This window comes from Streptococcus nidrosiense, from assembly GCF_042140045.1.
GTDB lineage: Bacteria > Bacillota > Bacilli > Lactobacillales > Streptococcaceae > Streptococcus > Streptococcus nidrosiense.
The window spans coordinates 893,691-918,948 of sequence record NZ_CP152419.1; the positions used below are offsets into that span (position 1 = coordinate 893,691).

At 40.9% G+C, this 25,258-nt stretch carries 21 protein-coding genes, 1 pseudogene and 1 riboswitch; of the genes and pseudogenes, 19 read left to right on the plus strand and 3 right to left on the minus strand.

The features are described 5' to 3' along the window. From AAFQ93_RS04315 to tig, 12 genes are all read left to right on the plus strand, one after another. Complete coding sequence (locus AAFQ93_RS04315; RefSeq protein ID WP_375555700.1) at window positions 1-1,464, plus strand: cell division site-positioning protein MapZ family protein; 1,464 nt, start codon at window positions 1-3, stop codon at window positions 1,462-1,464. A gap of 76 nt (window positions 1,465-1,540) precedes the next feature. Continuing rightward, entirely contained in the window at window positions 1,541-2,965 is a 1,425-nt protein-coding gene (gene gndA, locus AAFQ93_RS04320) for an NADP-dependent phosphogluconate dehydrogenase (RefSeq protein ID WP_003017375.1), read from the plus strand. An 11-nt stretch (window positions 2,966-2,976) separates the two neighbouring features. Beyond that, a complete protein-coding gene (locus AAFQ93_RS04325) occupies window positions 2,977-3,666 on the plus strand; it encodes a response regulator transcription factor (RefSeq protein ID WP_045763606.1) in 690 nt (229 codons plus the stop codon). A 96-nt stretch (window positions 3,667-3,762) separates the two neighbouring features. Further along, window positions 3,763-4,689, plus strand: a complete 927-nt coding sequence (gene cbpJ, locus AAFQ93_RS04330) for a choline-binding protein CbpJ (protein ID WP_375555701.1) — start codon at window positions 3,763-3,765, stop codon at window positions 4,687-4,689. A gap of 122 nt (window positions 4,690-4,811) precedes the next feature. After that, a complete protein-coding gene (gene mvk / locus AAFQ93_RS04335; RefSeq protein ID WP_375555702.1) occupies window positions 4,812-5,690 on the plus strand; it encodes a mevalonate kinase in 879 nt (292 codons plus the stop codon). Continuing rightward, window positions 5,672-6,625 (plus strand): diphosphomevalonate decarboxylase, encoded by a 954-nt coding sequence (mvaD, locus tag AAFQ93_RS04340; protein WP_375555703.1) that lies wholly within the window; start codon window positions 5,672-5,674, stop codon window positions 6,623-6,625. The genes mvk and mvaD overlap by 19 nt, the downstream gene beginning before the upstream one ends. Further along, complete coding sequence (locus AAFQ93_RS04345) at window positions 6,612-7,625, plus strand: phosphomevalonate kinase (protein WP_375555704.1); 1,014 nt, start codon at window positions 6,612-6,614, stop codon at window positions 7,623-7,625. The genes mvaD and AAFQ93_RS04345 overlap by 14 nt, the downstream gene beginning before the upstream one ends. Continuing rightward, the gene (gene fni / locus AAFQ93_RS04350; RefSeq protein ID WP_375555705.1) at window positions 7,603-8,604 is read left to right on the plus strand and encodes a type 2 isopentenyl-diphosphate Delta-isomerase; all 1,002 of its coding nucleotides are present in this window, start codon (window positions 7,603-7,605) and stop codon (window positions 8,602-8,604) included. The genes AAFQ93_RS04345 and fni overlap by 23 nt, the downstream gene beginning before the upstream one ends. A gap of 94 nt (window positions 8,605-8,698) precedes the next feature. After that, window positions 8,699-9,397, plus strand: a complete 699-nt coding sequence (liaF, locus tag AAFQ93_RS04355) for a cell wall-active antibiotics response protein LiaF (RefSeq protein WP_375555706.1) — start codon at window positions 8,699-8,701, stop codon at window positions 9,395-9,397. Then, window positions 9,394-10,383, plus strand: a complete 990-nt coding sequence (locus AAFQ93_RS04360) for a sensor histidine kinase (RefSeq protein ID WP_375555707.1) — start codon at window positions 9,394-9,396, stop codon at window positions 10,381-10,383. The genes liaF and AAFQ93_RS04360 overlap by 4 nt, the downstream gene beginning before the upstream one ends. Before the next feature lie 18 nt (window positions 10,384-10,401). After that, window positions 10,402-11,034, plus strand: a complete 633-nt coding sequence (locus tag AAFQ93_RS04365) for a response regulator (protein ID WP_375555708.1) — start codon at window positions 10,402-10,404, stop codon at window positions 11,032-11,034. A 231-nt stretch (window positions 11,035-11,265) separates the two neighbouring features. Further along, complete coding sequence (tig, locus tag AAFQ93_RS04370; RefSeq protein WP_375555709.1) at window positions 11,266-12,549, plus strand: trigger factor; 1,284 nt, start codon at window positions 11,266-11,268, stop codon at window positions 12,547-12,549. 47 nt (window positions 12,550-12,596) lie between these two features. On the opposite strand, the gene AAFQ93_RS04375 is transcribed toward tig, so the two are convergent. The 3 genes from AAFQ93_RS04375 to rnhC all read right to left on the minus strand — a co-directional run bounded on the left by AAFQ93_RS04375 (window position 12,597) and on the right by rnhC (window position 16,563). Next, the gene (locus AAFQ93_RS04375) at window positions 12,597-14,963 is read right to left on the minus strand and encodes an ATP-dependent RecD-like DNA helicase (protein ID WP_375555710.1); all 2,367 of its coding nucleotides are present in this window, start codon (window positions 14,961-14,963) and stop codon (window positions 12,597-12,599) included. 100 nt (window positions 14,964-15,063) lie between these two features. Beyond that, window positions 15,064-15,678, minus strand: coding sequence for a signal peptidase I (gene lepB / locus AAFQ93_RS04380; protein ID WP_223140645.1), 615 nt, complete (start codon window positions 15,676-15,678; stop codon window positions 15,064-15,066). A gap of 3 nt (window positions 15,679-15,681) precedes the next feature. Further along, window positions 15,682-16,563: a ribonuclease HIII gene (gene rnhC, locus AAFQ93_RS04385; RefSeq protein WP_070460042.1), complete on the minus strand. Its 882-nt coding sequence runs from the start codon at window positions 16,561-16,563 to the stop codon at window positions 15,682-15,684. Window positions 16,564-16,649: 86 nt separating this feature from the next. Here rnhC and zapA point away from each other — a divergent pair, with 86 nt between their 5' ends. The 7 genes and pseudogenes from zapA (at window position 16,650) to AAFQ93_RS04420 (ending at window position 25,169) form a co-directional block, all read left to right on the plus strand. Continuing rightward, window positions 16,650-16,952, plus strand: a complete 303-nt coding sequence (zapA, locus tag AAFQ93_RS04390; RefSeq protein WP_049503020.1) for a cell division protein ZapA — start codon at window positions 16,650-16,652, stop codon at window positions 16,950-16,952. Then, the gene (locus tag AAFQ93_RS04395; RefSeq protein ID WP_223140646.1) at window positions 16,949-17,497 is read left to right on the plus strand and encodes a CvpA family protein; all 549 of its coding nucleotides are present in this window, start codon (window positions 16,949-16,951) and stop codon (window positions 17,495-17,497) included. The genes zapA and AAFQ93_RS04395 overlap by 4 nt, the downstream gene beginning before the upstream one ends. Before the next feature lie 263 nt (window positions 17,498-17,760). After that, on the plus strand, window positions 17,761-20,097 hold the full coding sequence (locus AAFQ93_RS04400; protein WP_375555711.1) for an endonuclease MutS2: 2,337 nt from the start codon (window positions 17,761-17,763) through the stop codon (window positions 20,095-20,097). 145 nt (window positions 20,098-20,242) lie between these two features. Further along, window positions 20,243-20,331: riboswitch (glycine riboswitch) on the plus strand. A 90-nt stretch (window positions 20,332-20,421) separates the two neighbouring features. Further along, window positions 20,422-21,744 (plus strand): alanine/glycine:cation symporter family protein, encoded by a 1,323-nt coding sequence (locus tag AAFQ93_RS04405; RefSeq protein WP_375555712.1) that lies wholly within the window; start codon window positions 20,422-20,424, stop codon window positions 21,742-21,744. A 393-nt stretch (window positions 21,745-22,137) separates the two neighbouring features. After that, window positions 22,138-23,316 (plus strand): annotated as a pseudogene (locus AAFQ93_RS04410) (ryptide export MFS transporter). Between the two features lie 225 nt (window positions 23,317-23,541). Next, window positions 23,542-24,090 carry a carboxymuconolactone decarboxylase family protein gene (locus AAFQ93_RS04415; protein WP_375555713.1) on the plus strand — a complete coding sequence of 183 codons (549 nt, stop codon included), beginning with the start codon at window positions 23,542-23,544 and terminating at the stop codon, window positions 24,088-24,090. A 14-nt stretch (window positions 24,091-24,104) separates the two neighbouring features. Then, window positions 24,105-25,169 (plus strand): acyl-CoA dehydrogenase family protein, encoded by a 1,065-nt coding sequence (locus AAFQ93_RS04420; protein WP_375555714.1) that lies wholly within the window; start codon window positions 24,105-24,107, stop codon window positions 25,167-25,169. Window positions 25,170-25,258 lie beyond the last annotated feature (89 nt).

A 25,258-nucleotide genomic window follows, 5' to 3' on the forward strand; every position in this document is an offset into this window, starting at 1 on the left:
ATGGATCAGAAGGATAAAAAAGAAGAAATGTTAGAACCGGAGAAAACCTCCCAAGAACCTCAGTTTGATTTTGAGGAAGCTAAGGATCTGACAGTTGGGCAAGTTATTCGAAAAAATGAAGAAATTGAAGCGGGAGTAACTCCTGATGATACGATTTTGGACAAATACATCAAACAACACCGTGAAGAAATCGAAGCTGACAAATTTACGAACATTCAGGAAAAGAAAGAGGAACTTCAAAGTCTCGATGATTTGATCCAAGACGCCAAAGAAACGATTGAAGAAGAGGTGGAACCAGTAGAAGAAGTCTCTGAATCAGAAAAGTTTGCTGAAGAAGAGGGAGTAGCAACTGAAGAAGTTCTCCTTTCGCCACTAGAAGAAACTTTAGTTATGGATAAAAATCTTGTAGAGGAAGTATTTGAACCAGAACAGGTAGAAAATGAGGAAACTTCACAAGAAGAAACCTCAATTCTAGCTCGCTCTCTTCAAGAAGAGGATGAGCCACGACGCAAAAAACTGTGGGTCATCTTGTCAGCTCTTTTAGCGATTATTGTCTTGATTATTGGGGGTAGCTACTACGTTTATCGTCAAATTACGCGTTCTTCTCAAGAAATTCAGTCTCAGTCATCTGATGCAGGTTTGGTAAGCAATCAAGCAATTCTCGATCAATTTAACAGTCTCTATGACACTTTTTATACTGATGAGAATAAAACTGCCCTAAAAAATAGTCAGTTTAGTCAATTGAGTCAGCTCAAAGAGCTATTAGATAAACTTGAGGGTGCTAAAGAACATACTCTTGCCAAATCAAAATATGATAGCCTTGAAACACAAATCAAGGCAGTACAAGATGTTAATGCTCAATTTGAAACACCAGCGATTACAGATGGTGTTCTAGATACAAATGCTAAGGTTAAGGCAGATGCCAAATTTACCGAAGTTAAGACTGGGAATACTGAAATTGATAAACTGCTAGATAAGGCTATTAGTCTCGGTAAGAGTCAACTTTCAAGTTCTACAAGCTCTAGCAGTAGTCAATCAAGTTCATCAAGTCAAACAGAGTCAAACTCAGCAACTGAAAGCAATGCTAGCAGCTCTGCTAATGCATCAACTTCAGCGGGTGAAACAGCCTCAGCAAATAATATCCTTAATAGTGGACTAGCAAGCAATGGTGTGAACCTACAAAGAAGTGTCAGTCGAGTACCGTACAATCAAGCTGCTGTTAGTGATAGTAGTAATCCTGCTTGGACTTTTGCAGATGGTGTCCTTGAACGAATTCTTGAGACTTCGCGTGCGCGTGGCTACATTACAGGAAACCAATATATTTTGGAACCTGTGAATATTGTTAATGGTAATGGCTACTATAATCTTTATAAACCAGATGGTACCTATCTCTTTACCCTTAATTGTAAGACAGGTTACTTTGTAGGGAATGGTTCTGGACATGCGGATGATTTAGACTACTAGTCAAATTGTTACAAAATTCTTTCTTTTCACAGATAAACATGATAAAATAAAACATATTAAACAAGAGGAGTGTCACATGACAAAAGCTAACTTTGGTGTTGTTGGTATGGCCGTAATGGGTCGTAACCTTGCCCTTAATATTGAATCCCGTGGTTATACAGTTGCTATTTATAACCGTAGTAAAGAAAAAACTGAGGATGTGATTGCTTGCCATCCTGATAAAAACTTCGTGCCAAGCTATGATATCGAAAGCTTCGTAAATTCAATTGAAAAACCACGTCGTATCATGCTTATGGTTCAAGCAGGACCTGGTACAGATGCGACGATTCAAGCCCTTCTTCCACACTTGGATAAAGGTGATATTTTGATCGACGGAGGAAACACTTTCTATAAAGATACCATCCGTCGTAATGAAGAATTGGCGAACTCAGGTATCAACTTTATCGGTACTGGTGTATCTGGTGGTGAAAAAGGTGCCCTTGAAGGTCCTTCTATCATGCCTGGTGGACAAAAAGAAGCTTACGACTTGGTGGCTGATGTTCTTGAAGAAATCTCAGCTAAAGCACCAGAAGATGGAAAACCATGTGTGACATACATCGGTCCTGATGGAGCTGGTCACTATGTGAAAATGGTCCACAATGGTATCGAGTACGGTGATATGCAATTGATCGCAGAAAGCTACGATCTTATGCAACACTTGCTTGGTCTTTCTGCAGAAGATATGGCTGAAATCTTTACTGAGTGGAACAAGGGTGAATTGGACAGCTACTTGATTGAAATTACAGCTGATATCCTTGGACGCAAAGACGATGAAGGTCAAGATGGACCAATCGTAGACTACATTCTTGATGCTGCAGGTAACAAAGGAACTGGTAAATGGACTAGCCAATCAGCGCTTGACCTTGGTGTGCCATTGTCACTCATTACTGAGTCAGTATTTGCGCGTTACATCTCTACTTACAAAGAAGAGCGTGTACATGCTAGCAAGGTGCTTCCAAAACCAGCTGCTTTCAAATTTGAAGGTGATAAGGCTGAGTTGATTGAAAAAATCCGTCAAGCTCTTTACTTCTCAAAAATCATCTCATACGCACAAGGTTTTGCGCAATTGCGTGTAGCTTCTAAAGAAAACAATTGGAACTTGCCATTTGCAGATATCGCTTCTATCTGGCGTGATGGATGTATCATTCGTTCACGTTTCTTGCAAAAGATTACAGATGCTTACAACCGTGATGCAGATCTTGCTAACCTTCTTTTGGATGAGTACTTCTTGGACGTAACTGCTAAGTACCAACAATCAGTTCGTGATATTGTAGCTCTTGCTGTTCAAGCTGGAGTACCAGTACCAACATTCTCAGCAGCTATTACTTACTTTGATAGCTACCGTTCAGCTGATCTTCCAGCTAATTTGATCCAAGCACAACGTGACTACTTTGGTGCCCACACTTACCAACGTAAAGACAAAGAAGGAACCTTCCACTACTCTTGGTATGACGAAAAATAAGTAGGTCAGCCATGGGGAAACGGATTTTATTACTTGAGAAAGAAAGAAATCTAGCTCATTTTTTAAGTCTGGAACTCCAAAAAGAGCAATACCGAGTTGATCAGGTAGAAGAGGGACAAAAAGCCCTCTCCATGGCTCTTCAGACAGACTATGACTTGATTTTACTGAATGCTCATCTAGGGGATATGACAGCCCAGGATTTTGCAGATAAGTTGAGTCGAACCAAGCCAGCTGCGGTTATCATGGTCTTGGACCATCGAGAAGAATTGCAAGACCAACTTGAAACAATCCAGCGTTTCGCTGTTTCATACATCTATAAACCAATCATTATTGATGATTTGGTCAGTCGTATTTCAGCTATCTTCCGAGGTCGAGATTTCATCGATCAACACTGTAGTCAGATGAAAGTTCCGACAGCTTATCGCAATCTGCGTATGGATGTTGAACATCATACCGTCTATCGTGGCGAGGAGATGATTGCTCTGACACGTCGTGAATATGACCTCTTAGCTACACTCATGGGTAGTAAAAAAGTCTTAACTCGTGAACAATTGATAGAGAGTGTCTGGAAGTATGAAAGTGCGACCGAAACCAATATTGTGGACGTTTATATCCGTTATCTACGTAGCAAACTTGACGTGAAAGGTCAAAAGAGCTACATTAAAACCGTGCGTGGTGTTGGTTACACCATGCAAGAATAGAAAAGCAGTTGCAGTTTTGTAACTGCTTTTTTTGAAGTCGTTGAAATGTTGACATATGATTTGATTTTTGCTACAATCATTTTGGAGGAAACAAGAATGAAATTTTTGAAAAAAATGATGCAAGTTGGACTAGCAGTATTCTTTTTTGGTCTGTTAGCAACAAGTACAGTATTTGCGGATGATTCGGATTCTGAAGGCTGGAAATTTGTTCAAGAAAATGGTAGAACCTACTACAAGAAGGGGGAACTCAAAGAAACCTACTGGCGAGTGATTGATGGTAAGTACTATTATTTTGACTATAATGGTGAAATGGTTATTGGATGGCAGTATATTCCCATGCCAGATAAAGGTAGTACAATTGGTCCTTACCCAAATGGTATCAGATTAGAATATATGCCAATGTCAAAATGGTATTACTTTAACCAAGATGGCGTACTACAAGAATTTGTTGGCTGGCAACAATTAGAGTTAAAAGATTCCTTAACCGTTGGGAAAAAACATGGTGAAGGCTGGGAAGGTCCAGAAGTTCTTAAATTAGCATACTACTACTTTGATCAAGATCATTCATTAAAAACAGGTTGGCTTTACGATCAATCTAACTGGTATTACCTAGCAAAAATAGGTTCTTCAGGAAAGGACTACCTTGGTGGAGAAAGACGTGCTGGTTGGATTAACGACAATTCAACTTGGTACTATCTTGATACAACAACTGCTGCAATGCAAACTGGTTGGCAGTATCTTGGTAACAAGTGGTACTATCTCCGTTCATCAGGAGCTATGGCAACTGGTTGGTATCTAGATGGTTCAACTTGGTATTATTTAGATGCTCAAAATGGTGATATGAAAACTGGCTGGATTTATGTCGGTAATACTTGGTATTATCTTCGTTCGTCAGGAGCTATGGTGACAGGCTGGTTCCAAGTTAATGGTAAATGGTACTATGCCTATAGTTCAGGTGCCTTAGCTGTAAATACCACAGTAGGTGGCTACCAGGTCAATTATAATGGTGAATGGGTACAGTAATGAAAACAAGCGATTGTGAAGGAAACAATCGCTTTTTTTGTGAAAATATAATAAAATAGAAAGGAATAAAGTTCTAAAATTTTATCTAGAAAAAGACGGTTTTCGTCTGATAGAAGGATTAAATGACAAAAGAAGTTGGTGTCGGTCAGGCACATAGTAAAATTATTTTAATAGGAGAGCATGCAGTGGTTTACGGCTATCCAGCCATCTCTTTGCCTCTTTTAGAGGTAGAGGTGACTTGTCGGGTTGTACCAGCAGCGACACCATGGCGTCTGTTTGAAGAGGACACCTTGTCCATGGCTGTTTATGCTTCTCTCGAGTATCTAAATATCAAAGATGCTTGCATCCGTTGTCAAATTGACTCGGCTATTCCGGAAAAGCGAGGGATGGGTTCTTCGGCGGCCATTAGCATTGCAGCCATTCGAGCGGTATTTGATTATTACCAAGCAGAACTTCCGCATGATGTTTTAGAGATTTTAGTCAATCGGGCGGAGATGATTGCCCATATGAATCCTAGCGGATTGGATGCCAAGACTTGTCTAAGTGACCAGCCTATTCGTTTTATCAAGAATGTAGGTTTTGAAGAACTAGCCATGGACTTGTCGGCTTATCTGGTCATTGCAGATACAGGAGTCTATGGACATACTCGTGAAGCTATCCAAGTTGTAGAGAGTAAAGGCAAGGATGCCTTACCTTTCTTACATGCGCTAGGAGAGTTGACTCAGCAAGCAGAAGTAGCTATTCACTCAAAAGATGCCCTGAAGCTGGGAGAAATTTTAACCAAAGCTCATGGAAATCTAAAGGAAATTGGAGTTAGTAGCCCTGAGGCAGATGCCTTGGTGGAAACTGCCCTTGAACATGGAGCCCTAGGAGCCAAGATGAGTGGTGGTGGTCTAGGAGGCTGTATTATCGCCCTGGTTGCTAATGTAAGCCAAGCGCAAGAACTAGCAGAAAGATTAGAAGAGAAAGGAGCTGTTCAGACATGGATCGAAAGCCTGTAACAGTACGTTCCTATGCCAATATTGCTATTATCAAATATTGGGGTAAGAAAGCAGAACAAGAGATGGTTCCCGCTACTAGCAGTATCTCTTTGACTTTAGAAAATATGTTTACGGAGACGACACTTTCTCCTTTATCAGCAGATGCAAGCTCGGATGCTTTCTACATCAATGGTCAGTTGCAAAACGAAGCTGAGCATGTCAAAATGAGTAAAATCATTGACCGCTACCGTCCTGAAGGAGCAGGTTTTGTTCGTATCGATACCAAGAACAATATGCCAACAGCGGCAGGTCTTTCTTCAAGTTCCAGTGGCTTATCTGCCCTGGTCAAAGCCTGTAATGCCTATTTCCAATTAGGATTAGATCGTAAAGAGTTGGCCTTAGAAGCTAAATTTGCATCGGGTTCTTCATCTCGTAGTTTTTATGGCCCCTTAGCAGCTTGGGACAAGGATAGTGGAGAAATCTATCCTGTCGAAACTGACTTGAAGCTAGCTATGATCATGTTGGTCTTGGAAGACCAGAAAAAACCAATCTCTAGTCGGGATGGTATGAAACTCTGTGTGGAAACTTCGACAACATTTGAGGACTGGATTCGTCAGTCTGAACAAGACTACAAGGATATGCTGGTCTACCTCAAGGAAAACGACTTTGAGAAGGTTGGAGCTTTAACAGAAAAGAACGCTCTTGCAATGCATGCTACGACAAAAACTGCAAATCCGCCGTTCTCTTATCTGACAGATGCGAGTTATGAGGCTATGGATTTCGTTCGTCAGCTTAGAGAACAAGGAGAATCTTGTTACTTCACCATGGATGCGGGGCCTAATGTAAAGGTTCTTTGTTTAGAAAAAGACTTGGAACATCTATCAGAACTCTTAGGTCAACGCTATCGTTTAATCGTTTCAAAGACAAAGGATTTGAGCCAAGATGACGATTGTTAAAACTTGTGGAAAGCTCTACTGGGCTGGTGAGTATGCCATTTTAGAACCAGGGCAGTTGGCACTAATAAAAGCTATTCCCATCTATATGACAGCTGAGATTGAGTCCTCAGAAGTTTATCGACTCTACTCGGATATGTTTACTTATGTTGTGGACATGCGACCGGATTCTTCCTATGCCTTGATTCAAGAAACAGTTGCCTTGGTGGAGGAATATTTGACTGCCCAAGGAGTTGACTTGCGTCCTTTTTCCCTAGATGTTCGTGGAAAAATGGAACGTGAAGGTAAGAAGTTTGGTCTGGGTTCTAGTGGTAGTGTCGTTGTTTTGGTTATCAAGGCTATGCTTGCTTTCTATGAAAGAACAGCTGAAAGAGACCTCTTGTTTAAACTGGCGAGTGCAGTCCTTCTCAAACGTGGAGACAATGGTTCCATGGGGGATATTGCCTGTATCGTTTCAGAAGACCTAGTCCTCTATCAGTCGTTTGATCGTGAGAAAGTGTCACAATGGCTAGAAAAGGAAGACTTGCCAACTGTATTGGCACGTGATTGGGGCTTTTCTATTAGGAATGTTGAACCGGTCTTGGCATTTGATTTTCTGGTGGGTTGGACCAAGGAAGTGGCTGTCTCTAGTCACATGGTTAAGCAAATCAAGAATAATATGAACGCTAGCTTTTTGCAGGCTTCAAAAGAAACTGTAGCTAACTTGGTAAAGGCTTTGCAGACAGGTCAAGAAGAAACCATTATTGCCTTGTTAGAACAAGCCAGCCAACTTTTAGAAGGCTTGAGTTCAGATATTTACACCCCTTCTCTCAGACAATTAAAAAATGCCAGTCAAGACTTGAAAGCTGTTGCTAAAAGTAGTGGCGCCGGTGGTGGAGATTGCGGCATTGCCCTTAGTTTTGACCAAGACTCGACCACATTACTGAAAAAACGCTGGGCTGCTCTAGGGATTGAGCTCTTGTATCAAGAAAGGATAGGACATGACGATAAATCGGAAGGATGAACACATCCGCTATGCCCTTGAACAAAAAAGTTCTTATAATAGTTTTGATGAAGTGGAGTTGATTCACTCCTCGCTACCCTTATATGACTTAGATGAAATTGATCTTTCGACAGAATTTGCAGGGCGAAAATGGGACTTTCCTTTTTATATCAATGCCATGACGGGTGGAAGCGATAAGGGCAGAGAAATCAATCAAAAGCTGGCTCAGGTGGCCGAGGCCTGTGGAATTTTATTTGTGACGGGCTCCTACAGTGCCGCACTCAAGAATCCATCGGATGAATCTTTTTCAGTCAAAACTAATCATCCTAATCTTCTTCTTGGAACCAATATTGGCTTGGATAAACCTGTAGAACTAGGATTACAAACAGTGAAAGAGGTGAATCCACTACTTTTACAAGTGCATGTTAATGTCATGCAGGAATTGCTCATGCCAGAGGGTGAACGTCAATTTAGATTGTGGCAACATAATCTGAAAGATTATGCTGAGCAAATCTCTGTGCCACTTGTTTTAAAAGAAGTCGGCTTTGGCATGGATGTTAAGACCATTTCTAAGGCTTATGAGATGGGAATACGAACCGTTGATTTGTCTGGCCGTGGGGGGACTAGCTTTGCCTATATCGAAAACCGTCGCAGTGGTCAACGGGACTACCTCAATGATTGGGGTCAATCGACCATGCAAGCACTTCTGAATGCCCAAGACTGGAAAGATAAGATGGAGCTTTTGGTGAGTGGAGGAGTGCGCAATCCACTAGACATCATCAAATGCCTGGTCTTTGGAGCCAAGGCAGTTGGTCTATCACGCACTATGTTAGAGCTGGTTGAAAATTGCTCTGTTGATGTCGTTATTTCCATTGTTGAAAGCTGGAAGGAAGACCTACGCTTGATTATGTGTGCCCTTAATTGCGCAAAGATTGAGGATTTGCAGCAGGTCGACTATCTCCTTTATGGAAAATTAAAAGAAGCAAAAGACCAAATGTGAGGAGGTCGGGATTTTTATCCCGATCTTTTTATCATTCCTCAGACTGATGTGACTTTTTGGTTTTGTGATACAATAAAATAGAGAGGACGGATACATGCGAAAATTTCAAATTTTTCTATTTATTGAAGCTTGTTTATTAACAGGAGCTCTGATTATGATGGTATCAGAGCATTTTTCCCGTTTTCTGTTGATCTTGCTCTTGTTTTTACTGCTGATTCGATACTATACTGGAAGACAGGGGAATAACCTCATATTAGTGGCAGTGAGCATCTTATTTTTCTTTATCATCATGCTTAATCCCTTTGTCATTATGGCTATCTTTGTGGCCTTGATATACAGTCTCTTCTTGCTTTATCCTATGATGAACCAGGAAAGAGAAGACACCAATCTGTTCTTTGAAGAAGTAGTGACGGTGAAGAGAGAGAAAAATCGCTGGTTTGGGAATCTCCACCATTTTTCAAGTTACCAGACTTGTCGTTTTGATGATATCAATCTCTTTCGTCTTATGGGGAAGGATACCATTCATCTAGAGCACGTGATTTTGAGCAATCATGATAATGTCATCATCTTGAGAAAACTGGTCGGTACGACTAGAATTATCGTACCAGTAGATGTTGAAGTCAGCCTTAGTGTCAATTCTCTGTATGGAGACTTAACCTTTTTTGACCAACCTAAACGTGCTTTGCGCAATGAACAATTTCACCAAGAAACCAGAGATTATCTCAAGAGTCCAAAGAGTGTTAAGATTCTTTTGACAACCATGGTTGGAGATGTTGAGGTGGTGAGAGGATGAAAAAGCAACCCTATATTTTAATTGGACTCACCTCATTTCTCTTTGTTGCTTTTCTATTTCGAAACATTTTTAAGATCCTGGATTTGGAGTGGACTTTTCTTTTTCAGGATCTAGAAAAGACAGAAAAAGTCCTTTTTCTAGCCCTGATGTTTAGTCTTGCCCTAGCCTTTTTATTAGTCCTATTCTGGACAATGGTTGACGAAATTTCAAAGAGAAGAATCCAAGCAAATCTCAAACGTCTCCTAGCTGGCAAAGATATAGAAAGTCTGGGAGATGCTGATTTAGACGCAAGTTTTAGAAATTTGTCAGGAAAGCTCGGTTTGTTGACAGAAGCTATTCAAAAAGCGGACAATCAGGCCTTGGTCAAAGAAGAAGAAATTGTTGAAAAGGAGCGCAAGCGAATCGCGCGTGACTTACATGATACAGTTAGCCAAGAAATTTTTGCTGCCCATATGATTTTATCAGGGCTCAGTCAACAAGCTTCCAAATTAGACAGAGAGAAGATGCAAACACAACTCCAGAGTGTAACAGCTATTTTGGAGACAGCCCAAAGAGATTTGCGTATTCTACTCTTGCATTTGCGACCGATAGAACTGGAACAAAAGAGTCTGGTTGAGGGGATACAGTTGCTTCTCAAAGAATTGGAAGAAAAAAGTGAACTCAAAGTCAGTTTTAGATATCAGGTAGACGAATTGCCTAAAAAGATTGAGGAGCATGTCTTTCGTATCGTCCAAGAATTGATTAGTAATACTCTCCGTCATGCCCAAGCTTCTTGTCTAGATGTTTATCTTTATCAAACGGAAACTGAATTGCAGTTAAAGGTAGTAGACAATGGTCGCGGTTTTCAGCTAGATGATGTTGATGAACTAAGCTATGGTTTACGCAATGTCAAAGAACGAGTGGAAGATATGGCTGGGACAGTACAATTGATGACGGCTCCTAAGCAGGGTTTGGCAGTGGATATCCGCATTCCCTTGCTTGAGTGACTAACAAAAGGAAATGAAATGAAACTATTACTAGTAGATGACCACCAAATGGTGCGTCTGGGTTTAAAAAGTTATTTTGAATTACAAGATGATGTAGAGGTTGTAGGAGAAGCAACCAATGGTGCGGAAGGAATTTCTATGGCCTTGGAGCTTCGTCCAGATGTGATTGTCATGGATATTGTCATGCCTGAAGTCAATGGGATTGATGCAACACTAGCTATTCTCAAAGAATGGCCAGAAGCTAAAATATTAATCGTGACCTCTTACCTAGACAATGAAAAAATCATGCCGGTCTTGAATGCTGGAGCTAGAGGTTATATGCTCAAGACGTCCAGTGCAGATGAATTGTTACACGCTGTTCGTAAGGTGGCGGCTGGAGAGTTGGCTATTGAACAAGAGGTAAGTAAGAAAGTAGAATATAACCGCAATCATATTGAACTACATGAAGAGCTGACAGCTCGTGAACGAGATGTCCTTCAACTAATCGCTAAGGGCTATGAAAATCAGCGTATCGCCGATGAATTGTTCATTTCCCTTAAGACAGTTAAAACCCATGTATCCAACATTTTATCAAAGCTTCAGGTTAGTGACCGCACCCAGGCAGCAGTATATGCCTTTCAACACCACTTAGTAGGGCATGAGGATTTCTAGATGAATCTTTTGGAGTGAAAGCGTATTTCTCTGTTCCAAAGGTGATTTTTCCTTTGAAATTAGTTTATAATACTTTTTCTTGGTAAATTGGATACATTTAGCCATAAAACAGTGATTTAGAATTAGCAAGTATCTCAAGCAGTACTGAAAACTCGGTTCTGACTTGAAAAAAGTTACTAGTATATGATATAATAGACTGTATTTAAAAAAATTTTAAGGAGAAATGACAGAATGTCTGTATCATTTGAAAACAAAGAAACAAACCGTGGTGTCTTGACTTTCACTATCTCTCAAGACCAAATCAAACCAGAATTGGATCGTGTATTTAACTCAGTAAAGAAATCTCTTAACGTTCCTGGTTTCCGTAAAGGTCATCTTCCACGTCCTATCTTCGACCAAAAATTTGGTGAAGAGTCACTTTACCAAGACGTTATGAACGCTCTTTTGCCAAACGCTTATGAAGCAGCTGTAAAAGAAGCTGGTCTTGAAGTAGTTGCACAACCAAAAATTGACGTAACTTCAATGGAAAAAGGTCAAGATTGGGTTATCACTGCTGAAGTTGTTACAAAACCAGAAGTTAAATTGGGTGACTACAAAAACCTTGAAGTATCAGTTGATGTAGAAAAAGAAGTAACAGATGCTGACGTTGAAGAGCGTATCGAACGTGAACGCAACAACTTGGCTGAATTGGTGGTCAAAGAAGGTGCTGCTGAAAACGGCGATACTGTTGTTATCGACTTTGTTGGTTCTATCGACGGTGTTGAATTTGACGGTGGAAAAGGTGAAAACTTCTCACTTGGACTTGGTTCAGGTCAATTTATCCCTGGATTTGAAGACCAATTGGTAGGTCACTCAGCTGGTGAAACTGTTGACGTTATCGTAACATTCCCAGAAGATTATCAAGCAGAAGACCTTGCTGGTAAAGAAGCTAAATTCGTGACAACTATCCACGAAGTAAAAGCTAAAGAAGTTCCAGCTCTTGACGATGAGCTTGCAAAAGATATTGATGAAGAAGTTGAAACACTTGCTGAATTGAAAGAAAAATACCGCAACGAATTGGCTGCTGCTAAAGAAGAAGCATACAAGGATGCAGTTGAAGGTGCAGCAATCGATAAAGCAGTTGAAAATGCTGAAATCGTAGAACTTCCAGAAGAAATGATCCACGAAGAAGTTCACCGTTCAGTAAATGAATTCCTTGGAAACTTGCAACGTCAAGGTATCAACCCTGACATGTACTTCCAAATCACTGGAACTACTCAAGAAGACCTTCACAAACAATACGAAGCAGAAGCTGAGTCACGTACGAAGACTAACCTTGTTATCGAAGCAGTTGCGAAAGCTGAAGGATTTGACGCTTCAGAAGAAGAAATCCAAAAAGAAATCGAGCAGTTGGCTGCAGACTACAAAATGGAAGTTGCACAAGTACAAAGCTTGCTTTCAGCTGAAATGTTGAAACACGATATCGCAGTGAAAAAAGCTGTTGAATTGATCACAAGCACTGCAACAGTAAAATAATCTTTACAAGATAAAAGCCCACCTGATTCGGTGGGTTTTTTTATGCTTTATTTTCCGAAAAACTCCTGCAGGTCTTCTTCAGTAATCCCAATCATGGCTGGAATATTAGACCAGTTGTCCTCGGTTAGGATGTAGGATTGTTCAGAATCTGTTGAAGTTGTAATATCGGTAGCAAGTTGGTTTGTTTCCTCGGCATTCTCCATTAGGTCAGCGAACCGTTCAATTAGATAGGTCTTACGAGCTGTTCCGATATGTTGAGTTGCATAGTCAAAGGCCTGTATTTCGCCTAGTAAAATCAGTTTACTTTTGGCCCGAGTGATAGCAGTGTAGATGAGATTACGCTCTAACATGCGCTTACTTGCACTGGTGATAGGTAGAATAACGACGGGAAACTCGCTCCCCTGAGACTTGTGGATACTCATGGCATAGGCTAAACGAATCTTGTACCATTCATTTCGAGGATAGGAAACTTCGTTACCATCAAAATCGATGACAATCTCATCCTGCTTGGACTCGGTGTATTTTCCTGGAATCAAGTCTGTGATATAGCCTAAGTCTCCGTTAAAGACATTGACCTCTGCATCGTTAACTAGGTGGATAACCTTATCTCCTGTTCGATAGTGACACTGAGGAGCTTCAAAGCTAAGCTGGTCTTTTTGTGGAGGATTAAGGAGGTCTTGCATGAGCTGGTTGATGGCATCAATACCTGCAGTTCCACGGTACATAGGGGCAAGAACCTGAATGTCGCGAGCAGGAATGCCACTTCTGATAGCAGCACCTAGGATTTTTTCAATGCTAGCAGGGATATGGTTACTAGCGATTTCAAAGTAGGAGCGGTCTGCTTTTTTCTGGGTAAAATCTGCAGGTAATATTCCCTGGCGAATCTGACTTGCAAGAGTGACGATGGTTGATTCTTCGCTCTGACGGTAGATTCTTTCCAAACGTGTTTGAGGGATGGTTGGTATCTGGAGTAGGTCAGCCAGAACTTGACCAGGACTGACAGAAGGCAGCTGGTCACTGTCACCTACGATAAGGATTTTACTGTTTGAAGAGATGTTGGAGAAGAGCTGGTTGGCCAGCCAAGTATCTACCATCGAAAACTCGTCAACAATGATAAAGTCAGCATCCAGATAATCTTCCAGATGGCTAGTATCGTCATCTCCAGTCATGCCCAGGTGGCGGTGAATGGTAGCGCTTGGTAGACCTGTCAATTCGTTCATGCGACGGGCTGCGCGACCAGTTGGAGCAGCTAGGAGAATGGGTAGATTGCTCTTTTTCTTGAGGTCCAGTCCTTCCAAAAGAGCATAGACAGCGATAATGCCATTGATAACAGTTGTCTTACCAGTACCAGGTCCACCTGTAAGTATAAAGATCTTGTTTTGGATAGCATCGCAGATGGCCTGTTTTTGAATACTATCATACTTAATCCCCAGTTCTTCCTCAACAGTTGTGATATGCTCTTGAATAGTCTCTAGATCCTGTTTTTTACTCTGACCTTTTTCGAGGATTCTGATGAGATGACTGCGAATCCCTTCTTCTGCAAAAAAGAGACTATTATCAAAGATTTTTGTGTCAATCTGCTGGACCTTATCTTCTTCAATCAGATAAGCAAGCTCTTGGGCAACTTGACTCGGATCTAGTTCGACTGGACGGGAGGATTCCAGAAGGTTGAGGGTTTGCTCCAACAAGTCCCTAGCTTCCAGATAGGTATCTCCTGTCTCCATGCAACCTTGAAAGAGACTATGGACAAGACCCGCACGGAAGCGCTCAGGAGCCTGGCTTTCAATTCCCAGTTCTTGGGCCAATTGGTCAGCGATGGTAAATCCCAAACCCTTGATATCCTCGACCAGTTGATAGGGATAGTTCTCGACAATCTCTAGCGTTTCTTCCTTGTAAAAGTCTTGGATCTGAAAGGCTAGCTTATTTGGGATGCCGTAATTAGCCAGTTTGGCTAAGACCATCTCTGTTCCGTAATTAAGACGAAGAGTTGAGACAAAGGCTTCACGATTTTTAGCAGAGAGGCCAGAGATAAACTGGAGTTTGTCTGGATTTTCTAAGATTTTGTCAATAGTGTTATCTCCGTAAATATCCACAATTTTCTGAGCTGTTTTGAGTCCAATTCCCTTGAAATGACTGCTGGAGAAATACTTGACCAAGCCCTTACTAGTCGGCTTGGCTCTCTCATAGCGAGTCATCTGTAGTTGTTCACCATATTTGGAGTGTTGGATGATTTGTCCCCAAAAGGTGTATTCCTCTCCTTCAATGATATCAGCCATGGTACCTGTGACAATGATTTCATAATCATCAAAGTCTTCAGCATTGGTATCCTCAATATCTAGAAGTAAAATACGGAAAAAATTGCTGACATTTTCAAAAATAATGCGTTCAATGGTGCCTGAAAAATAAACTTCCATAAAATTCCTTACATTAATTTCTGAGAAAATTTATCCCAGATTTAGTCAAAATAGAATGAGAAGAGGCTGAGATGGGAAATTCTCGGCCTCTTCCTAGTTTTTAAAATGTTCCGATACGTTTGAGTGGCCAGAAGCGGAATTTGGCTTCACCGATGATATCTTTTGCCTTAAAGGTACCAACATGTCGACTGTCGCTAGATACCAGACGGTCATCACCTAGGAGGAGATATTCTCCTTCCGGAACAGTGAAGGTAAAGCTAGTGTTGTAATTAACATCTAGGGTAAAGGCCTGAGCCTTTTGAGCTAAACTTCTAAAGTATTCGCCCTTTTTGCCGTCCCAACCAGTTCCAGTATAAGTGCTTTGGAGTTTATCTTCCTTGAAACGCTTAAGGTATTCTGCTAAATAGGGCTCATCAGTTTCTTGACCATTGATATAGAGCTTGTCGCTTTCATAACGGATAGTATCTCCTGGCATACCAATGACCCGTTTAACGATATCCTTGTTCCCATCGTCTTCATGAGCAACCACAATATCAAAACGATTGATTGGGAGATGTTTAACCACAAAGAGGATTTCTCCATCTGCCAGGGTAGGATCCATAGAATGTCCTTCTACGCGGACATTGCTCCAGAGAAAGAGACGGCTAAGACCTACTAGTGTAATAAGTAGGAAGATAACTCCCCACTCTTTTAAAAATGATTTTAAATATTTCATAATTTACCTTTCTAGCATTTTTTTTGCTTTTTCAGTATTTTTAAAGTGTAGTTTGGCGCAGAAGTTGAGTCCCTGCATACCATAGGCACGAAGGATTTGGCTAGCTACCTTATCAGAAGCCGTTCCAGCCCCACTTGGAAGTTGATAACCAAGTTCTCTACCCAGATTTTCGAGATTTTCTAGAAAGAGATCACGTGCAATGATAGAACTTACTGCGACAGCTAAGTACTTACCTTCAGCTTTTTCCTCTAGGCTGACTGGATTAGAAAAATGATTAGCTTCATTTTTTAAGTACTTCTCATAGTTTTGAGTACTAGTAAAGGCATCAATCACAATCTTTTCTGGCTGGACTCCCTTTTGGAGAAGGAGAAAAATGGCTTGATTGTGCAGGGCTACCTTGACAGAAACGGCATTGTAGCGCTCACCGATGACTTCATTATACTTGATTGGAGAAAGCAGTAGAGCTTGGTGCTGAATTTTTTCCTTAAGCAGAGGAGCAAGCTGACGAATCTTTTGGTCTGTCAGAGTCTTAGAATCCCCTACACCTAATTTTCGTAGGAAGTCATGCTGGTCAGGAGTCACAAAGGATGCTACTACAGCCAGACCACCAAAGTAGGAACCATTTCCTACTTCGTCAGTTCCAATCATCGGAAAGTTTTGTCCACTAGCTACTGGGCTGACCTGATAACCAAAAAAGCTGGCGTAACGTTCAGCAGCTTCTCCTTGCAAGAGCACTTTTCCTGATGTGTAGATGGAAACACTTGTCTGCGGAAGCTTCAAAAAATAGCGAATATAAGGATTTTTACTAGGAGTCAGTGCTTGTTCATATTTCTGAACAAAGGCTTGGATTTCCTTTTCGCTCGGAGTTAATGTAATACTTGCCATAACTCTTATTGTACCATAAAAGCCGTAGAATTGGTAAAAACTGACAAACTAAGTGAAATTTGGTATAATATCGTGAGGTGAATTTTATGGCAAATTTAAATCGATACAAGTTTACATTCGGAAAAAAAACATTGACCCTAACAACTGAGCATGACAACCTCTTTATGGAGGAAATTGCCAAGGTCGCAACAGAAAAATATGAAGCAATTAAAGAGCAAATGCCTGGGGCGGATGATGAGACAATCGCTATTTTATTAGCAGTTAATAGCTTATCAACTCAACTCAGTCGTGAGATTGAATTTGATGATAAGGAACAAGAATTAGACGCCCTCCGTCATCAAGTTGTAGCGACTAAACAAGAACAGAGCAAGATTGAGGATTCCCTATGATTTCCGTCCTTCTCTTATTGGTTCTTGCATGGAGCTTTTATATCGGTTATCGTAGAGGTTTGGTTCTACAGATTTACTATTTTGTAGCAACTGTGATTTCAGCTCTTTTGGCAGGAAATTTTTATCAATCTTTAGGGAAACAATTTGATTTGTTGATTCCATATGCAAGTCCACAGGAAGGGCAGGGAACCTTCTTTTTCCCATCCGATCAACTTTTCCAACTGGACAAGGTCTTTTATGCAGGGATTGGTTACCTCTTAGCCTTTACTATATTTTATTGCATTGGTCGTTTGCTGGGTCTCTTTCTTAATCTTCTACCGACTAAAAAGCTAGAGGGCCAATATTTCCGTATAGGTGCAGGTGTTTTATCTCTGGCTGTGGCCTTATTTGTCCTCCAGATGATACTGACCATTCTTGCGACTGTTCCTTTACAAATTGTTCAAAATTCACTTGAAAACAGTTTTGTAGCTAAACATATTATCCAGAATGTTCCCATTACTAGTCATGTGATTAAACAACTCTGGGTAACCAAAATAATCGGATAAAAGGGCGGGAACAATTCCTAGCCTTTTGTTTACAATTTCCTACTCTTCGGAAATCAAATTCAAACCACGTCAGCTTCGCCTTGGATTATATATGTGACTGACTTCGTCAGTCTTATCTACAACCTCAAAGCAGTGCTTTGAGCAACCTACGGGTCGCTTCCTAGTTTGCTCTCTGATTTTCATTGAGTATCAATAGTTTAGGAGCCTTTTTGAAAAGAGTGAGAATTTAAAAAAATCGTTCGCTCATTACGAAGGAAAAGAAAATGAATAAAAAGATACTAGAAACATTAGAATTTAATAAGGTTAAGGCTTTATTTGAACCTCATCTTTTGACCGAGCAAGGACTAGTGCAGTTGAAAGAACTTGCTCCGACTGATAAAGGAGACAAGATTAAGCAAGCTTTTGCAGAGATGAAGGAAATGCAAGAACTCTTTGTCGAACATCCCCATTTCAGTATTTCGGGAACAAAAGACATTGTTGCAACTAGCAAACGTTTGGAGATGGGTGCTGACCTCAACATCGAGGAATTTCTCCTTCTCAAGCGTGTCATATTTGCCAGTCGTGAGTTGAAGAATTTCTATGACAATCTTGAAAATGTACGTTTAGAGCATCTAGCTAACTGGTTTGAGAAACTTCATGATTTCCCGCATCTGCAGGGTAATCTCCAAGCCATCAACGAAGCTGGATTTATTGAGAACTTTGCTAGTGAGGACTTAGCACGAATCCGTCGAAAAATCCATGATAGTGAAAGTCAGGTCAGAGATGTCTTGCAAGACCTTCTCAAGCAAAAGTCACAGATGTTGACTGAAGGTATCATCGCAAGTAGAAATGGTCGCCAAGTCCTTCCAGTCAAGAATACCTATCGTAATAAGATTGCTGGTGTAGTACATGATATCTCTGCTAGTGGTAATACTGTCTATATCGAACCGCGTGAAGTAGTCAAGTTAAGTGAGGAGATTGCAAGTCTTCGTGCAGATGAACGCTATGAGATGATGCGTATCCTCCAAGAACTCTCTGAAAGAGTAAGACCTCATGCAGCTGAAATCGCCAATGATGCTTGGATTATTGGACATTTGGACCTAATTCGTGCTAAGGTCCGCTTTATCCAAGAGACGGAGGCTGTAGTACCTCAAGTATCTGAGGAACAGGAGATTCAACTTCTTCACGTTCGTCATCCCTTGGTGAAGAATGCTGTTGCCAATGATGTGCATTTTGGTCAGGATCTAACAGCTATCGTCATCACTGGTCCCAATACTGGCGGTAAGACCATCATGCTGAAGACTTTAGGTTTGACGCAGTTGATGGCCCAGTCTGGTCTGCCGATTCTAGCCGATAAGGGCAGTCGAGTAGGGATTTTCGAGGAGATTTTCGCAGATATCGGAGACGAACAATCCATTGAGCAAAGTCTCTCAACCTTCTCTAGTCACATGACTAATATCGTAGATATTCTTGGTAAGGTCAATCAAAACTCGCTCTTGCTACTTGATGAGCTTGGAGCAGGAACAGATCCCCAAGAAGGTGCAGCCCTTGCCATGTCAATCCTAGAAGACTTGCGTTTGCGGCAAGTTAAGACCATGGCAACCACTCACTATCCTGAACTAAAAGCTTATGGTATTGAAACGGCCTATGTTCAGAATGCTAGCATGGAATTTGATACAGCTAGCCTGCGCCCGACCTATCGCTTTATGCAGGGAGTTCCAGGTCGAAGCAATGCCTTTGAGATTGCTAAACGTCTAGGTTTGTCAGATGTCATTGTAGGCGATGCCAGCAAGCAGATTAACCAAGACAATGATGTCAATCGCATCATTGAACAATTGGAAGAGCAGACACTTGAAAGCCGGAAACGTCTTGAGAATATTCGTCAAGTCGAGCAAGAAAACCTCAAGATGAATCGTGCCCTTAAAAAACTGTATAACGAGCTCAATCGTGAAAAGGAAACAGAACTCAATAAGGCGCGTGAACAAGCTGCTGAGATTGTTGACTTGGCTCTGGTTGAAAGTGACGATATTCTTAAAAATCTTCACAGTAAATCTCAACTGAAACCGCACGAGATTATCGAAGCCAAGGCTAAGCTCAAGAAGTTAGCTCCTGAAAAAGTTGACCTTTCTAAAAACAAGGTCCTCCAAAAGGCCAAGAAAAAACGAGCTCCAAAAATTGGGGATGATATTATCGTTTTAAGCTATGGTCAACGAGGCACCTTGACCAACCAACTCAAGGATGGTCGTTGGGAAGCACAGGTTGGCTTGATTAAGATGACGCTTGAAGAAAAAGAGTTTGACTTGGTTCAGGCTCAGCAAGAAGCACCAGTCAAGAAGAAACAAGTCAACGTCGTCAAACGTGCAGCAGGCAAAGGCCCACAGGCTAGACTAGACCTTCGTGGCAAACGCTACGAGGAAGCTATGGAAGCCTTGGATGCCTTTATCGATCAAGCCCTGCTCAACAATATGGCCCAAGTCGACATCATCCATGGTATCGGTACAGGGGTCATCCGTGAAGGGGTGACTAAGTACCTGCAAAGAAACAAACAAGTCAAGAGCTTTGGTTATGCACCACAAAATGCAGGTGGAAGTGGGGCAACAATCGTAACCTTTAAGGGATAATGCGAAAATAATAAAAATATGAATAAAATTTTCTGAAAACAATTGACAAGTTCTGTTTTTTCTTGTAAAATAAGAAAAATTAAATACAACACCGAATGAAGTTTAATAGAAGTGGAAAATCGTTTGATTTTTCATGACTGTAAATGGACGGAACTCTGGAGAGACCGTAAAGGCACCGAAGGGGCAAGGCAGGCAACTGCTCAAACTCTCAGGTAAAAGGACAGAGCAATGATAGAGCGCTTTTTGGCATTTATCGATGCATTCCAGAGTACATGTTTTTAACATGTGCTCTTTCTTTTGGGGTTGAATAGATAGGAGAATGGTATGTTAAATTTGCTAAAAGAGCTGGATGCTCTGGTATGGGGACCACCACTCTTAATTTTGCTAGTGGGAACAGGATTGTATTTGACCATTCGCCTCGGGCTCTTACAAATTTTACGTTTACCAAAAGCCTTTCAGTTGATTTTTGCTAAAGACAAGGGGTATGGAGATGTGTCAAGCTTTGCAGCCTTGTGTACAGCCCTAGCAGCAACTGTTGGTACGGGAAATATCATCGGGGTGGCAACAGCTATCAAGGTGGGAGGTCCTGGTGCCCTCTTCTGGATGTGGGTGGCTGCTTTCTTTGGAATGGCAACCAAGTATGCAGAGGGTTTACTGGCTATTAAATATCGGAGTAAGGATGAAAATGGCGCTATCGCAGGAGGACCTATGCACTATATCCTTCTAGGTATGGGAGAAAGGTGGCGCCCCTTGGCGATGCTCTTTGCCTTGGCAGGTGTTTTGGTAGCTCTCTTAGGTATTGGTACCTTTACTCAGGTCAACTCCATCACAGAGTCTATACAAAATACAACCAGCTTGTCACCGACCATTACTGCTTTGGTCCTTTCAATATTTGTAGGGATAGCAGTCTTTGGTGGACTTAAGTCCATTTCAAAGGTGTCAACTACAGTTGTTCCCTTTATGGCTATTGTCTATATCTTAGGAACCTTGACAGTCATTTTTGTTAATATTGAGAAAATCCCTGCAACTTTGACCTTGGTCTTTACATCAGCTTTTAGTCCAGTTGCTGCACTAGGAGGATTTGCAGGAGCGAGTGTTCGGATGGCTATTCAAAATGGTGTGGCGCGTGGGGTCTTCTCAAACGAGTCTGGACTGGGTTCGGCTCCCATTGCAGCTGCAGCAGCCAAGACAAATGAACCGGTGGAACAGGGTTTGATTTCCATGACGGGAACCTTTATTGATACCTTGATTATCTGTACATTGACTGGTTTGACCATCTTGGTGACTGGGGTTTGGCATGGTAATTTAGATGGCGTTGCTCTAACTCAGTCAGCTTTTTCTACAGTCTTCTCTTTCTTTGGACCTGCTCTTCTAACAATCTTCTTGGTACTTTTTGCATTTACCACGATTTTGGGATGGAACTATTATGGAGAGCGTTGTTTTGAGTTTCTCTTTGGCGTTCGCTTTATCTGGCTTTATCGTGTGCTCTTTGTACTCATGGTCTTGCTGGGAGGATTTATCGAGCTGGATATGGTCTGGGTCATTGCGGATATTGTTAATGCCCTCATGGCTCTACCAAACTTGATTGCACTCTTAGCCTTGTCGCCAGTTGTTATTGCTGAGACTAAGAAGTATTTTGATAAATAATGTAAGATTGATATTACCATTTATAGATAAGACTAGCATCTGTTTGTGAGATGCTGGTTTTTTCACTACTAGGGCTAGTCTTTTATTTTATACTCAATGAAAATCAAAGAGCAAACTAGGAAACTAGCCGCAGGTTGCTCAAAGCACTGCTTTGAGGTTGTGGATAGAACTGACGAAGTCAGTAACATATATACGGTAAGGCGACGTTGACGCGGTTTGAAGAGATTTTCGAAGAGTTTTATGTCATAAGATGAATGTAAATCAATAGTACCTCTTTTATGATATCCTTTGTTTGCACTTTTATTTATTGTATAATAGTCAGCATAAATCTGTTTTTGGTCTGATATGTCTTGTTTCATCTATGTGCGAAAGAGAAATAAACTGGAGGTGTTTATGTCAAAAGATATTCGAAAATTAGTGACTTCACAGGGACTAGCGAATCTAGCAGATGTCTTTTTTAGAGTTGTTGTGATTGCGAATGTTTTTGTCTTATCTGGTTCGGTTATTTCAACCTCTCTAGTACCAATTCTGATTGGACTATCCTCCTTTTTAGCTAGTTTCTTAGTTCCATTAGTAACGAAGAGATTAGCTTTAAATCGTGTTCTTTTCTTGACTCAATTTGGTAAGACGATTCTGCTAGCGATTTTGTTTTTTCTACTCAAGCAATCTGAAACTATTTCCCTCCCTCTTTTATATGCTATTGTTACCTTAATCTCCGTTTTGGATGGTTTTGCAGCGCCTGTTTCCTATGCGATTGTTCCACGCTATGCAAGTGATTTAGCTAAAGCGAACGCAGCTATTTCTATGAGTGGTGAAAGTGTACAACTAGTTGGTTGGGGCTTAGGAGGTTTCTTATTTGCGAGTCTGGGAATGAATCCTAGTCTGCTCATTGTGTTAGTTTTGTTTACATTTTCGACGATTTTGATGTTCGGTTTGCCACTAGTCAAAAAAGAAGAGTTGTCCTCTGAAACAAGTCTTGAGACGCTAACAAAAGGTTGGCGATTGGTGGCTAAAGAATCAAGATTAGGCTTTATTGTCTAAGCCAATCTTTTAGAAATTTTATCCAATGCTATCTGGGTATCTTCTGTTTTACTTGTGTTTGTGACTGAAATTTTACATCAGTCAGAAAGCTATTGGGGCTACGTCAATACATCCTATTCCTTTGGGATTATCTTGGGAGGTGCTATTGTCTTCCGTCTAGCAGAGAAAGTTGTTACCTATAAATATAAAACTATGACCTTTTCTTTGTTAGCGACAGCACTAGTAACTCTGTTGATAGTGTTATTTCCAAATCCACCTGCTTTTCTATTCCTATCTCTAGTAATTGGTTTTCTATCTCAGATTAAGGAAGTTCCTGAGAGCGTATTTTTACAGGAATCGGTTGATGAGAAGGAACTTGTGAATGTTTACTCCGTTATTGAAGTTGTCTCTACATTGGCCTTTTCTGTCTCTGTTTTTCTAATGAGTTTTATCACAGAATATTTTGGTGTATTTATTGGCTTTGGCTTGGCTATATTCTGTTTGCTAGTAGAGTCCATCTTAGTTTTAAGAAACAAGCATCAGATAAATTAACAGTTATGATCACACATCTGGTGTGATTTTTTTGTTTTCATAAAAATTTTTTATCAGTGCAATTTAAAATATATATTATGCAAGGTATAGATTCTGTGTTAGACTTATTGTCAACGAAAAGCTAATGAGTCATCAATCAAGGCAAGGATTTGTTCAATAGGCTGATGAGATTTCGTAAGATTTTCGCAGAAACCATTCAATTACAAAACGAAAAGAGGTCCCCTTATGACAACATTTACTATCCACACAGTAGAATCAGCACCAGCAGAAGTGAAAGAAGTTCTTGAAATGGTACAAAAGGACAACAATGGCTATATCCCAAATCTTATCGGTCTTTTGGCCAATGCTCCCACAGCCCTAGAAGCTTACCGAACTGTTGGAGCTATTAACCGTCGCAATAGTCTAACACCTGTAGAGCGCGAAGTGGTACAAATCACGGCAGCTGTAACCAACGGTTGTGCCTTCTGCGTCGCTGGACATACAGCCTTTTCTATCAAGCAAATCCAGATGAATGATGACCTACTTCAAGCCCTTCGCAATCGTACTCCAATCGAAAGCGATCCTAAGCTGGATACCCTAGCTAAGTTTACCTTAGCAGTTATCAATACCAAAGGGCGCGTAGGAGATGAAGCACTTGGAGAATTTCTTGAAGCAGGCTATACACAAGAAAATGCCTTGGATGTTGTTCTCGGTGTCAGTCTAGCAAGTCTGTGTAACTATGCCAACAACCTAGCTAACACACCGATTAATCCAGAATTACAACCTTATGCATAAGAGGAGGGCAGAGTATGGGATTTTTTTCAGAAGAATTTTTAAGCTGGTTAGACCAGCACGCCGATGAAATTGACAAAAAATCATGTCAAGCTGGAGAAGAGTTGATTGAGAAAATTGCTGCAGAAGGCGCCTTTCGTGTAGGGGTTCCCAAAGTTCTTGGAGGGCTAGGTGGAAATGACCAAGATGTTATCGATATCCTTGCTGAACTCGCTCAACATTCCTTAACAGCCTCCTTTATCTCATGGGGGCAACGAACTTTAATAGACAATATTCTTCATACTGATAATACTTACTTCAAAGAAGTTTACTTGGAAAAACTCTTATCAGGAGAATATGCAGGTGCTACGGCCTTATCTAATGCGATCAAGTATCTATCTGACTTAGAGGAACTAAATGTTCGTATCCTTGAAGAAAATGGGAATTATTATCTTAAAGGCCGACTTCCTTGGGTAACCAATGCTCGTAAGGATCGCTTCCTCACTATTTTTGTAGCAGGATTTGCAGATGACTCGAGTAAAAGTTATGTAGTAGCCGTACCATCGGATGCAGAAAACTTTAGTCGTTCCGAAGATTTGGAATTTGTTTCTCTCCAAGGAGGTAATACAGCAGCTCTGACTTTCAACAAGGTTCCTTTAAAGGAAGAGTGGATTCTATCCAAGGATGCTCATCAATTTTTAGCGCAAAATCGTCCAGCCTTTTTAGGCTACCAATTTGGCCTAGCCTTTGGCTTAGCTGAACGTTCACTCTCAGAAGTCGAAAAAGAATTGGGGAAACGAGGTGTCTTGAAAGAAGAATGGCAGCATCAGGTCGAACAGTTAGATGCTATTCGACATTCTCTCTATCAGGGATTATCTGAAGAGTCCTATTTCGTTAAAAATCCGCGCGAGCTATTCCAGTTACGGATTGATATTGTTGATGTTGTTGCCCAAAGTCTCCTATTGGAACTACAAGCTGGTGGCGGTAGAGGCTATTTTAGTAAATCGACATCCGGTTTCATACGTCGTTGGAATGAAGGTGCCTTTTTACCAATTGTTTCTCCTAGTGCTGTGCAATTGCGACATATTCTAGCGACAAACTAAAAATAAAGAAAATAAAAACGAGGTTTATCTTTTTAAATTTCGTTTTTTAATACTTCATTTAAGCGCTTTTATGCTATACTGATAATAAC

Coding starts and splice junctions, on each gene's coding strand:
- AAFQ93_RS04315 (WP_375555700.1), top strand. CDS start 1: ATGGATCAGAAGGATAAAAAAGAAGAAATGTTAGAACCGGAGAAAACC.
- gndA (WP_003017375.1), top strand. CDS start 1,541: ATGACAAAAGCTAACTTTGGTGTTGTTGGTATGGCCGTAATGGGTCGT.
- AAFQ93_RS04325 (WP_045763606.1), top strand. CDS start 2,977: ATGGGGAAACGGATTTTATTACTTGAGAAAGAAAGAAATCTAGCTCAT.
- cbpJ (WP_375555701.1), top strand. CDS start 3,763: ATGAAATTTTTGAAAAAAATGATGCAAGTTGGACTAGCAGTATTCTTT.
- mvk (WP_375555702.1), top strand. CDS start 4,812: ATGACAAAAGAAGTTGGTGTCGGTCAGGCACATAGTAAAATTATTTTA.
- mvaD (WP_375555703.1), top strand. CDS start 5,672: ATGGATCGAAAGCCTGTAACAGTACGTTCCTATGCCAATATTGCTATT.
- AAFQ93_RS04345 (WP_375555704.1), top strand. CDS start 6,612: ATGACGATTGTTAAAACTTGTGGAAAGCTCTACTGGGCTGGTGAGTAT.
- fni (WP_375555705.1), top strand. CDS start 7,603: ATGACGATAAATCGGAAGGATGAACACATCCGCTATGCCCTTGAACAA.
- liaF (WP_375555706.1), top strand. CDS start 8,699: ATGCGAAAATTTCAAATTTTTCTATTTATTGAAGCTTGTTTATTAACA.
- AAFQ93_RS04360 (WP_375555707.1), top strand. CDS start 9,394: ATGAAAAAGCAACCCTATATTTTAATTGGACTCACCTCATTTCTCTTT.
- AAFQ93_RS04365 (WP_375555708.1), top strand. CDS start 10,402: ATGAAACTATTACTAGTAGATGACCACCAAATGGTGCGTCTGGGTTTA.
- tig (WP_375555709.1), top strand. CDS start 11,266: ATGTCTGTATCATTTGAAAACAAAGAAACAAACCGTGGTGTCTTGACT.
- AAFQ93_RS04375 (WP_375555710.1), bottom strand. CDS start 14,963: ATGGAAGTTTATTTTTCAGGCACCATTGAACGCATTATTTTTGAAAAT.
- lepB (WP_223140645.1), bottom strand. CDS start 15,678: ATGAAATATTTAAAATCATTTTTAAAAGAGTGGGGAGTTATCTTCCTA.
- rnhC (WP_070460042.1), bottom strand. CDS start 16,563: ATGGCAAGTATTACATTAACTCCGAGCGAAAAGGAAATCCAAGCCTTT.
- zapA (WP_049503020.1), top strand. CDS start 16,650: ATGGCAAATTTAAATCGATACAAGTTTACATTCGGAAAAAAAACATTG.
- AAFQ93_RS04395 (WP_223140646.1), top strand. CDS start 16,949: ATGATTTCCGTCCTTCTCTTATTGGTTCTTGCATGGAGCTTTTATATC.
- AAFQ93_RS04400 (WP_375555711.1), top strand. CDS start 17,761: ATGAATAAAAAGATACTAGAAACATTAGAATTTAATAAGGTTAAGGCT.
- AAFQ93_RS04405 (WP_375555712.1), top strand. CDS start 20,422: ATGTTAAATTTGCTAAAAGAGCTGGATGCTCTGGTATGGGGACCACCA.
- AAFQ93_RS04415 (WP_375555713.1), top strand. CDS start 23,542: ATGACAACATTTACTATCCACACAGTAGAATCAGCACCAGCAGAAGTG.
- AAFQ93_RS04420 (WP_375555714.1), top strand. CDS start 24,105: ATGGGATTTTTTTCAGAAGAATTTTTAAGCTGGTTAGACCAGCACGCC.